The following is a 12682-nucleotide window of genomic DNA, read 5'->3' on the forward strand; positions in this document are numbered from 1 at the left end:
TTCCCTTTCTATTCTAAGTGAACTGCTTATTCTTGTTCAGCAGCTTCTTCTGTTGCTTCCGCTTTTGTTGCTTTCTCAGCTTCTTCAGCTTCAAAGGCTGCTTTAGCCTCTTGTGCTGCTTTTTCGCGGGCTTTTTCAAGGTCATCTACGTGGATGACATCTTCGTCCATTCCTTCATCCAAGTCGCGAAGTTCCACTTCTTGGTCATCTTCGTCTAGGACACGCATGTCAAGACCAAGAGATTGCAATTCTTTGACAAGAACTCGGAAGGATTCTGGAACACCTGGTTTTGGAATTGGTTTTCCTTTTGTAATGGCTTCATAAGCTTTCAAACGTCCATTGATATCGTCAGACTTGTAAGTCAAGATTTCTTGAAGGACATTTGATGCACCGTAGGCTTCAAGAGCCCAAACCTCCATCTCACCGAAACGTTGTCCACCAAACTGAGCTTTACCTCCAAGTGGTTGTTGAGTAACGGTTGAGTAAGGTCCGACTGAACGCGCGTGCAATTTATCATCAACCATGTGGTGGAGTTTGATCATGTACATGACTCCGACAGAAACACGGTTATCAAATGGTTCACCAGTACGGCCATCGTAAAGGATCGTTTTGGCATCGCTATCCATACCTGCTTCTTTAACAGTTGACCAAAGGTCTTCAGAACTTGCTCCGTCAAAGACTGGTGTTGCGATGTGAATACCAAGAGTACGAGCAGCCATACCAAGGTGAAGCTCCATAACCTGACCGATATTCATACGTGATGGCACCCCAAGTGGGTTCAACATGATATCGACTGGAGTTCCGTCTGGAAGGTAAGGCATGTCTTCTACAGGAACGATACGAGAGACAACCCCTTTGTTTCCGTGACGTCCGGCCATCTTATCTCCGACCTTAATCTTACGTTTTTGAGCGATGTAGACGCGAACCAGCATGTTAACACCTGATTGCAACTCATCTCCATTTGCACGTGTAAAGATCTTAACATCACGAACGACACCATCGGCACCGTGTGGTACACGAAGAGAAGTATCACGCACTTCACGAGATTTATCTCCGAAGATAGCGTGCAAGAGACGTTCTTCAGCTGAAAGGTCTTTCTCACCCTTAGGTGTTACTTTACCTACAAGGATATCGCCTTCTTTAACCTCAGCACCGATACGGATAATACCCATTTCGTCAAGGTCTTTAAGAGCATCTTCCCCAACGTTTGGAATTTCACGAGTAATTTCTTCAGGCCCAAGCTTTGTATCGCGTGTTTCTGATTCGTATTCTTCAAGGTGGACAGATGTGTAGACATCGTCTTTAACCAAGCGTTCGCTCATGATAACGGCATCCTCGAAGTTGTAACCTTCCCAAGTCATGTAGGCAACGATTGGGTTTTGTCCAAGCGCCATTTCTCCATTTTCCATAGAAGGTCCGTCAGCAATGAAATCGCCTTTTTCAACGACATCTCCAACTTTTACGAGAGTGCGTTGGTTGTAAGCAGTACCTGAGTTTGAACGACGGAATTTTTGGATGTGGTAAACATCCAATGAACCATCTTCACGACGAACTTCTACCTTGTCAGCATCTGCGTAAGTAACTTTACCATCATACTGAGCAATCACAGCAGCTCCTGAATCGTGGGCTGCTTGGTATTCCATACCAGTACCAACGTAAGGTGCTTTAGGATTAATCAATGGTACAGCCTGACGTTGCATGTTGGCTCCCATGAGGGCACGGTTGGAGTCATCGTTTTCCAAGAAAGGAATACATGCTGTCGCAACGGCAACTACCTGTTTTGGTGATACGTCCATATAGTCAACAACATTAGCTGGATACTCTTGGTTGACCCCTTGGTGACGTCCCATGACAACTTTCTCAGCAAATGTTCCATCTTCATTCAGACGAGAATTAGCCTGTGCTACAGTATATTCATCTTCTTCATCGGCTGTCAACCAAACGATTTCGTTCGTAACAACACCTGTTTCACGGTCAACTTTACGGTATGGTGTTTGAACAAAACCATATTTGTTCAAGTGTCCGTAAGATGACAAGTTATTGATCAAACCGATGTTAGGTCCTTCAGGTGTCTCGATTGGACACATACGGCCATAGTGAGTGTAGTGCACGTCACGTACTTCATATCCAGCACGGTCACGTGTCAAACCACCAGGTCCTAAGGCTGACAAACGGCGTTTGTGAGACAACTCAGAAAGTGGGTTGTGTTGGTCCATGAACTGTGACAACTGTGATGAGCCAAAGAATTCTTTAACCGCAGCTGTTACAGGACGGATATTGATAATTTGTTGTGGTGTCAAGACTTCGTTGTCCTGAACAGACATACGTTCACGGACATTACGTTCCATACGAGAAAGTCCAAGACGTACTTGGTTGGCAAGCAATTCACCAACCGCACGGATACGACGGTTCCCAAGGTGGTCGATATCATCTACACGGCCAAGTCCTTCAGCCAAGTTGAGGAAGTAACTCATCTCAGCAAGAATATCTGCAGGAGTGACGATACGAACCTTGTCATCTGGATTGGCATTACCAATGATGGTTACAACACGGTCTGGATCCGTTGGTGCAACAACCTTGAACTTTTGAAGAACAACAGGCTCAGTCACAACGGCTGCATCATTTGGAATGTAGACAATCTTATTCAAATCACCATCCAAATGGCTTTCAATGCTTTCAATCACACTACGAGTCATGATTGTTCCAGCTTCTACCAAGATTTCTCCAGTTTCAGGATCTACCAATGGCTCTGCAATGGTTTGGTTGAGCAAACGTGTTTTAACATTGAGTTTTTTATTGATTTTGTAACGACCAACAGCTGCCAAGTCATAACGACGTGGATCAAAGAAACGAGCCACAAGCAAGCTACGTGAGCTTTCAGCAGTCTTAGGCTCACCTGGACGAAGACGTTCGTAAATTTCTTTCAAGGCTTCGTCGGTACGAGAGTCCATTGGGTTCTTATGGATATCTTTTTCAACAGTGTTGCGAACCAATTCGCTGTCACCAAAAATATCAAAGATTTCATCATCACCTGAGAAACCAAGCGCACGAACCAATGTCGTAAATGGAATCTTACGAGTACGGTCGATACGAGTGTAGGCGATATCTTTTGAGTCACTTTCAAGTTCCAACCAAGCTCCACGGTTAGGGATAACAGTTGAACCGTAGCCCACTTTACCGTTTTTATCAACTTTATCGTTAAAGTAAACACCTGGTGAGCGGACCAACTGAGATACGATGATACGTTCACCACCATTGATGATGAAAGTACCCATTTCTGTCATGATTGGGAAATCACCAAAGAAAACTTCTTGAGTTTTGATTTCGCCTGTTTCTTTATTGATCAAGCGGAAGGTTACAAAAATTGGTGCTGAGTAGCTAGCATCGTGGATACGAGCCTCTTCTAGCGTGTATTTTGGTTCCTTGATTTCATATCCAACAAATTCCAACTCCATTGTGTCTGTGAAGTTTGAAATTGGCAATACATCTTCAAACACTTCCTTAAGACCATGGTCTAGGAAATCTTTGAATGAGTCAGTTTGAATTTCAATCAAATTTGGTAAGTCAAGAACTTCTTTGATTCTTGAAAAACTACGACGGGTACGATGTTTCCCGTATTGAACGTCATGTCCTGCCAAGATGATTCTCCTTTGTAAATAAGTTCCAAGCCTTGTCAATCAGGCTTTTCTAATCGTCATATGGTTTTAAAAACCCCTATCACCGTGTCCCTTTGATAAATTTTCAGAATCTTTAAGTCTTTGTTACAAGTACTCAAAATCCTGAAAAAAAGCACAAAAAGAGCAGCTAAATCTGACTTTTTCAGAAGATTTAACTGCTGTGAGTCTTGTCTGGACAATATTTCAGACAAAACCTACGACAAATGATTACTCATATTATACCCTATTTAGCTAGATTGTTCAAGGGGATTGACGAATTTTTGACAAAATCTTTTCCTATAAGAAAGACTGGCTGAATCATAACAAAATTTGTTGCGATTTTTCTTTTAGTTTAATTTTAGGAAAACGCTTGCATATTGTTTTACTACGTGCTATACTGATAAAGAAATTCATTTATAGGAGATTGATTATGAAAAGAACACCATCTCACACTGAGAAAAAAATGGTTTACAGCATCCGTTCCCTCAAAAATGGAACTGGTTCTGTCCTTATTGGAGCAAGCCTTGTCCTGCTTGCCATGGCTACACCAACTATCTCAGCAAACGAAAATACTACAAGCAATAAGGGAACTAGTAATGAAACTACTACTGCCCTTGCACAACCTCTTACTGATACAGTAGTTAACTCTGGTAAGAACGAAAGTGATATTTCTTCGCCTAATAATGCAAACGCTTCCCTAGAGAAAACAGAAGAAAAACCTGCAACAGAGGCAACCACTCCTGCTGCAACCCCAGCCGATTCAGCACCACAAACCGGGCAAGATCGTTCAAGTGAACCAACTACTTCTACGAGTCCAGTAACAACTGAAACTAAAGCAGAAGAGCCAATCGAAGACAACTACTTCCGTATCCATGTCAAAAAACTTCCTGAAGAAAACAAGGATTCTCAAGGGCTATGGACTTGGGACGATGTTGAAAAACCATCTGAAAATTGGCCAAACGGAGCCTTGTCCTTCAAGGATGCCAAAAAAGATGACTATGGCTATTACCTAGATATCAAATTAAAAGGAGAGCAAGCCAAGAAAATTAGCTTCCTCATCAATAATACAGCTGGGAAAAATCTGACCGGCGATAAATCGGTAGAAAAACTGGCACCAAAGATGAATGAGGCTTGGTTGGACCAAGATCACAAGGTTTTCTCTTACGAGCCACAACCTGCAGGAACTATTCGCGTCAACTACTACCGTACAGATGGCAACTATGAGAAAAAATCTCTCTGGTACTGGGGAGATGTGAAAAATCCAAGTAGTGGTGAATGGCCTAACGGAACAGACTTTACGGCTACAGGCAAATATGGTCGCTATATCGATATTCCACTCAAAGATGCAGCTAAAGATCTTGGATTTTTATTACTAGACAGAAAGAAACAAGGAGACGATGTGAAAATCCGTAAAGAAGATTATAAGTTCACAGATTTGAAAAATCATAGCCAAATTTTCCTAAAAGATGATGACGAAACCATCTACACCAACCCCTACTATGTGCACGATATCCGCATGACAGGAGCTCAACACGTAGGAACTTCTAGCATTGAAAGTAGTTTTTCAACACTTGTCGGTGCTAAAAAAGAAGATATCCTCAAACACTCCAACATCACTAATCACCTAGGAAACAAAGTAACTATCACCGATGTTGCAATCGATGAAGCTGGTAAGAAAGTGACCTACAGCGGAGATTTCTCAGATACAAAACATCCATATACTGTTAGCTACAATTCCGACCAATTCACTACCAAAACAAGCTGGCGCCTTAAAGATGAGACTTACAGTTATGATGGCAAACTTGGAGCTGACTTAAAAGAAGAAGGAAAACAAGTTGATTTAACCCTTTGGTCACCAAGTGCTGATAAGGTTTCTGTTGTTGTCTACGACAAGAATGACCCTGACAAAGTAGTTGGAACTGTCGCTCTTGAAAAAGGGGAAAGAGGAACTTGGAAACAAACTCTAGATAGCACAAACAAATTAGGAATCACAGATTTCACTGGATACTATTATCAATACCAAATCGAGCGTCAGGGTAAAACTGTTCTTGCACTCGATCCTTACGCTAAGTCTCTCGCTGCTTGGAATAGTGACGATGCCAAGATTGACGATGCCCATAAAGTGGCTAAAGCTGCCTTTGTAGATCCAGCCAAACTAGGACCTCAAGACTTAACTTATGGTAAGATTCACAACTTCAAGACTCGTGAAGATGCCGTTATCTACGAAGCTCATGTGCGTGACTTCACTTCAGATCCTGCCATTGCAAAAGACTTGACCAAACCATTTGGTACCTTTGAAGCCTTTATCGAAAAACTAGACTACCTCAAAGACTTGGGTGTGACCCACATCCAGCTCCTTCCAGTCTTGTCTTACTACTTTGTCAATGAATTGAAAAACCATGAACGCTTGTCTGACTATGCTTCAAGCAACAGCAACTATAACTGGGGATATGACCCTCAAAACTACTTCTCATTGACTGGTATGTACTCAAGCGATCCTAAAAATCCAGAAAAACGAATCGCAGAATTTAAAAACCTCATCAACGAAATCCACAAACGTGGCATGGGAGCTATCCTGGACGTAGTTTACAACCATACAGCCAAGGTCGATCTCTTTGAAGATTTAGAACCAAACTACTACCACTTTATGGATGCTGATGGGACACCTCGCACTAGCTTTGGTGGTGGACGCTTGGGAACAACCCACCATATGACCAAACGACTCCTAGTTGACTCTATCAAATATCTAGTTGATACCTACAAAGTAGATGGATTCCGCTTCGATATGATGGGAGACCATGATGCCGCTTCTATCGAAGAAGCGTACAAGGCTGCACGCGCCCTCAATCCAAACCTCATCATGCTTGGTGAAGGTTGGAGAACCTATGCTGGTGATGAAAACATGCCTACTAAAGCTGCTGACCAAGATTGGATGAAACATACCGATACTGTCGCTGTCTTTTCAGATGACATCCGTAACAACCTCAAGTCTGGTTATCCAAACGAAGGCCAACCTGCCTTTATCACAGGTGGCAAGCGTGATATCAACACCATCTTCAAAAATCTCATTGCTCAACCAACCAACTTTGAAGCTGACAGCCCTGGAGATGTCATCCAATACATCGCAGCCCATGATAACTTGACCCTCTTTGACATCATCGCCCAATCTATCAAAAAAGATCCAAGCAAAGCTGAGAACTATGCTGAAATCCACCGTCGTTTGCGACTTGGAAATCTCATGGTCTTGACAGCTCAAGGAACTCCGTTTATCCACTCCGGTCAGGAATATGGACGTACTAAACAATTCCGTGACCCAGCCTACAAGACTCCAGTAGCAGAGGATAAGGTTCCAAACAAATCTCACTTGTTGCGTGATAAGGACGGCAATCCATTTGACTATCCTTACTTCATACATGACTCTTACGATTCGAGTGATGCTATTAACAAGTTTGACTGGACTAAGGCTACAGATGGAAAAGCATATCCTGAAAATGTCAAGAGCCGTGACTATATGAAAGGTTTGATTGCCCTGCGTCAATCTACAGATGCCTTCCGACTTAAGAGTCTCCAAGATATCAAAGACCGTGTCCACCTCATCACTGTTCCAGGCCAAAATGGTGTGGCAAAAGAGGACGTGGTAATTGGCTACCAAATCACTGCTCCAAATGGGGATATCTACGCAGTCTTTGTCAATGCTGACGAAAAAGCTCGCGAATTTAATTTGGGAACTGCCTTTGCCCACCTCAGAAATGCTGAAGTCTTAGCAGATGAAAACCAAGCAGGACCAGTCGGAATTGCCAACCCGAAAGGACTTGAATGGACTGAAAAAGGCTTGAAATTAAATGCCCTTACAGCCACTGTTCTTCGAGTCTCTCAAGGCGGTGCAATTGTCGCCCCAGCTATGGAAGAAAAACCAGAATTTGACCTTTCTAGCTTAAAACAAGAACACGGTCAAAATAACAGCCAAGACAATATGTCAAACCGAGTAGTCAAACCGGAACAACAAACTCCAGCTCCACAAACTAAACCTGATTCTGCAAAACCAGATACAAAAGTAGCTGATGCGGAAAATAAACCTAGCCAAGCTACAACTGATTCACAAACTTCACAACCAACACAAGAAGCACAAGCATCATCTGTAAAAGAGGCGGTTCAAAACGAATCGGTAGAAAACTCTAGCAAGAAAAATACTCCTGCTCCCCTAGCTAAACAAGCTGAACTTCCAAATACAGGAACCAAAAACGATAACAAACTCCTGTTTGCAGGAATTAGTCTCCTCGCCCTTCTAGGTCTCGGGTTCTTGCTAAAAAACAAAAAAGAGAACTAAACTAGCCCTCCTATAGAACAATCCCCCAAGCCTTAACGCTCGGGGGATTGATTTTTGTACAATATTTATTGTCCTAATCAACTCGATTAGGATTTTTTATTAAGCCTCTTTCATGGCAAAATAAGCCCGTACTTTGGGTACAACTTGTGTGCCGAAGAGTTCAATAGCTCTCAGGACTTGTTCATGAGGCATGGAGCCAAGCGGTAGATGGAGCATGAAGCGGTCGAAACCTAAGTCTTCAATCATGCGAATCAATTTTTCTGCCACCTGATCTGGATTGCCCACAAACATGGCGCCATTTGGCCCAACTTGCTCCAAATATTGCTCATAACGCAATTCCTGCCAGTGCGGACGGTCTTTGGAAATAGCATCCACCACTTGCTTGGTCGGATGGAAATATTCTTTCACAGCCTGCTCTCCACCTTCAGCAACCCAACCCCAAGAATGGGCCCCAACCTTTAGTTCATGACTGGCATGGCCCGCTTCGCTCCCAATCTCACGATAAGCCTGAATCAACTTTTTAAAATAACGCGGATTGCCACCAATAATAGCATAAACAATCGGTAGACCAGCCTGAGCAATCTTCACAGTTGATTCGACATGACCACCTGTCGCTATCCACAAGGGCAATTTGTCCTGAACTGGACGAGGATAAACTTCTTTGCCAGAGATTGTTTGGGTCAATCGACCTTGCCAATCTAGTTTTGTCTTTTCATTGACTAATTGAAGCAAGTCTAATTTCTCATCAAAAAGAGCTTCGTAGTCTTTCAAATCATAGCCAAACAAGGGAAAAGATTCCGTGAAAGAACCCCTTCCGGCCATAATCTCCGCACGTCCATTTGACAAAGCATCAATAGTGGCATACTGTTGGAACAAACGAATCGGATCCATGCTCGAGAGAATGCTGACTGCACTGGTCAAACGAATCTTCTTGGTATTGACTGCCCCAGCTGCCAGAACAATCTCTGGCGCAGATATCGCAAAATCCGCTCGATGGTGCTCACCAATCCCATACACATCCAAACCAACCTTGTCAGCCAGTTCAATCTCTGCCAGCAACTGGCGAATGCGTTCAGCATGACTGTAAGTTTGCCCAGTCCCTTCAAGCTCCGTTGTTTCTCCAAATGTTGAAATTCCCAATTCTACCACAGTGATTCTCCTTGTCTATTCCGGTCCTTCATTTTGAAAAATTATTCTAACACGAATCTTGAGTACAAGCAACCGATTTGCTCACAAGAAAAAGCCTAGATAACTAGACTTTTTAAGCTTATTCTACCGTTACTGACTTAGCAAGGTTACGTGGTTTGTCCACATCAAGCCCACGGTGGAGTGTTGCAAAGTAAGCGACTAATTGCGTTGGCACGACCATTGAAATTGGTGAGAGGTAAGGGTGTGCAGTCGTAAGGACGATATCATCTGTATCTTTGGCAACATTTTCTTCTGCAATAGTGAGAACCTTGGCACCACGGGCTGCCACCTCTTGGATATTTCCACGAGTGTGGTTGGCAAGGACTGGATCTGACAAGAGAGCCAAAACAGGCGTTCCTTCTTCAATCAAGGCAATAGTTCCGTGCTTGAGTTCTCCTGCCGCAAAGCCTTCACACTGGATATAAGAAATCTCTTTGAGTTTAAGGCTTGCTTCCATAGCTACGTAGTAATCTTGACCACGCCCAATATAAAAGGCGTTGCGAGTTGTTTCAAGAAGCTCACGAACCTTGGCTTCAATGGTTTCTTTCTCTGAAAGAGTTGATTCGATAGACTGAGCTACGATTGACAACTCATGAACCAAGTCAAAGACTTGCGCTTTAGCATTGCCATTTGCTTCTCCTACTGCTTTTGCAAGAAAAGCAAGGGCTGCAATTTGTGCTGTATAAGCCTTTGTTGATGCTACGGCAATTTCAGGACCTGCATGAAGGAGCATGGTATGATTGGCTTCACGTGAAAGAGTTGAACCTGGTACGTTTGTCACTGTCAAGCTTGGGATTCCCATTTCATTAGCCTTGACCAAAACCTGACGGCTATCCGCCGTTTCACCAGACTGACTGATAAAGATGAAGAGTGGTTTCTTGCTGAGAAGTGGCATACCGTAACCCCACTCAGATGAAATTCCAAGTTCAACTGGTGTATCTGTCAATTCTTCCAACATTTTCTTAGAAGCAAATCCTGCGTGGTAAGATGTCCCAGCTGCAAGGATGTAGATACGGTCTGCGTCTTGAACAGCCTGGATGATAGCTGGGTCTACTACTACTTGACCAGCCTCATCTGTGTAGGCTTGGATTAGTTTACGCATAACAGTTGGTTGCTCGTCAATTTCCTTAAGCATGTAGTAAGGGTAAGTTCCTTTACCGATATCTGACAAGTCTAGCTCAGCAGTGTAGCTAGCACGCTCACGACTATTACCATCATAGTCTTGAACTTCCACGCTATCAGCCTTGACGATTACCAACTCTTGGTCATGAATTTCCATGTATTGGTTGGTCTCACGAATCATAGCCATCGCATCTGAGCAGACCATGTTATAGCCTTCTCCAAGACCAATCAAAAGTGGTGATTTATTTTTAGCTACGTAGATGACTTCAGGATCTTGTGAGTCAACCAAGGCAAAAGCATAAGAACCACGGATGATGTGAAGAGCTTTTTTGAAGGCTTCAAGAACAGAGAGACCTTCTTCTTCCGCAAATTTTCCAATCAAGTGAACAGCGATTTCAGTATCTGTTTGCCCCTTAAAGTGGTGACCTGCAAGGTATTCTTCCTTGATTTCAAGGTAGTTCTCAATGACCCCATTGTGCACCAAAACAAAACGTTCAGTCTCAGAGCGATGTGGGTGAGCATTGTCTTCCGTTGGTTTTCCGTGAGTAGCCCAACGAGTATGTCCGATACCCGTTGTCCCCTCAACACCAGCTGTCTTAGCAGACAATTCTGCGATACGACCAACAGCCTTCACCAAGTGGTTTTCAGCACCACCTAGGACAAAAATCCCCGCAGAATCATAGCCACGGTATTCGAGCTTTTCAAGCCCTTGAATCAAAATATCAGTTGCATTTGTGTTTCCAACAACACCAACAATTCCACACATAGTATATACGACACAGACCAGCTGTGCTTTCTCCTTAAAATTGGTATAGTCTAATTCCTCTTTTATAGAATCAGCAAAAACAGTATATACTTGTTTCTTTCACTTGTCAAGAGTAAAAATTGGTATAGTTCAAATTACTCTCCTGTAAGCAAAAGACTCTGACCAATTAGGATAATCAGTCAGAGTCCTTTTTAAAATCCATTATTATCGCTTAATTCCTTGAACCAGTGCCCTGATTTCTTCAGACGACGTTCTTGCGTTTCCAAGTCTAATTCGACCAAGCCATAGCGATTTTTATAGCTATTGAGCCATGACCAGCAATCGATAAAGGTCCAAATCAAGTAGCCCTTACAATTGGCTCCGTCTTCAATGGCACGGTGAAGTTCGCGAAGATGACCTTTTACAAAGTCAATACGGTAATCATCTTGAATCATTCCATTCTCACGGAATTTTTCTTCCCCTTCAACACCCATACCATTCTCTGTCAACATCCACTCGATATTACCATAATTTTCCTTGATATTTTGGGCAATGTCATAAATCCCTTGCTCATAAATCTCCCAGCCACGATGAGGATTGATTTTACGTCCAGGCATCACATAAGGCTCATAAAAATGTTCTGGCAAAAGAGGACTCTCTGGATGCTTAGCAAATCGAGGAGCCATAACACGCAAAGGTTGATAGTAGTTGACACCAAGGAAGTCCACAGTATTGTCACGAATGATATCCAACTCCTCCTCTGTAGCATCAGGCAAGAGACCGTATTCATGTAAGATTTCTACCAACTCCTGTGGATAAGTCCCCAAAACAGACGGATCTAAGAAAGATTGGGCCTGAAAAAGGTCCGCAATACGAGCAGCCTTGACATCAGCAGGATGCTGGCTACGTGGATAAGCCGGTGTCAAGTTTAAGACAATCCCAATCTTGGAATCTGGCAAAAGTTCATGACAAGCCTTAACCGCCCTACTGCTGGCCAATTGTGTATGATAAGCTACTTTAACGGCTGCCTCTGCATCCACCTTATGTGGATAATGGGCATCGTAAAAATATCCAAATTCTACTGGAACGATGGGCTCGTTAAAGGTAATCCATTGATCCACTAAATTTCCATAAGTCTCAAAACAAAAACGAGCATAGTCTTCATAAGCCTTGACAGTCGCCTTATTTTCCCAACCATCACCATCCTCTTGAAGGGCAAAAGGTAAATCAAAATGATAAAGATTGACTAAAAGACGAATCCCTTTAGCCTTAATAGCCTCAAAAACCTTACGATAGAAATCCACACCCTGAGAATTGACTTTTCCACGCCCTTGTGGAAAAATCCGTGACCACTGAATAGAAGTCCGAAAGGCCGTGTGACCAGTTTCTAACAGTAGCTCAATATCCTTTTCCCAGTTTTCATAAAAGGTTGATGTTTTATCTGGACCAATCCCATTATAGTAACGATTTGGCTCCACTTGGTACCAATAATCCCAGAGATTATCTCCCTTACCGTCACCAGCTATACGTCCTTCTGTCTGTGGCCCAGAAGTAGAGGATCCCCAGACAAAATCCTTTGGAAACCTTAGCATACATTTACCTCTTTATCTACTCATTTTTCCCATTATACAGAAAAAACAAGGT

Annotated in this window: 5 protein-coding genes; 1 reads left to right on the plus strand and 4 read right to left on the minus strand. The window is 43.0% G+C overall.

All coding sequences use genetic code 11. From position 1 onward, the window contains the following. Nucleotides 1-26: 26 nt before the first annotated feature. On the minus strand, nucleotides 27-3638 hold the full coding sequence (gene rpoB, locus TZ90_RS07540; RefSeq protein ID WP_045612333.1) for a DNA-directed RNA polymerase subunit beta: 3612 nt from the start codon (nucleotides 3636-3638) through the stop codon (nucleotides 27-29). Between the two features lie 448 nt (nucleotides 3639-4086). On the opposite strand from rpoB, the gene TZ90_RS07545 reads away from it, so the two are divergent. After that, nucleotides 4087-7983 carry a pullulanase gene (locus TZ90_RS07545; RefSeq protein WP_045612335.1) on the plus strand — a complete coding sequence of 1299 codons (3897 nt, stop codon included), beginning with the start codon at nucleotides 4087-4089 and terminating at the stop codon, nucleotides 7981-7983. Between the two features lie 99 nt (nucleotides 7984-8082). Here TZ90_RS07545 and TZ90_RS07550 read toward each other — a convergent pair whose 3' ends face one another. From TZ90_RS07550 to bglA, 3 genes are all read right to left on the minus strand, one after another. Further along, entirely contained in the window at nucleotides 8083-9132 is a 1050-nt protein-coding gene (locus TZ90_RS07550) for an LLM class flavin-dependent oxidoreductase (RefSeq protein WP_045612337.1), read from the minus strand. 118 nt (nucleotides 9133-9250) lie between these two features. Then, nucleotides 9251-11059 (minus strand): glutamine--fructose-6-phosphate transaminase (isomerizing), encoded by a 1809-nt coding sequence (gene glmS / locus TZ90_RS07555; protein ID WP_045612339.1) that lies wholly within the window; start codon nucleotides 11057-11059, stop codon nucleotides 9251-9253. Nucleotides 11060-11250: 191 nt separating this feature from the next. Then, nucleotides 11251-12630, minus strand: a complete 1380-nt coding sequence (gene bglA / locus TZ90_RS07560) for a 6-phospho-beta-glucosidase (RefSeq protein WP_045612341.1) — start codon at nucleotides 12628-12630, stop codon at nucleotides 11251-11253. Nucleotides 12631-12682: the final 52 nt, after the last annotated feature.

The organism is Streptococcus mitis (assembly GCF_000960005.1).
In the GTDB taxonomy this organism is placed as follows: domain Bacteria; phylum Bacillota; class Bacilli; order Lactobacillales; family Streptococcaceae; genus Streptococcus; species Streptococcus mitis_CK.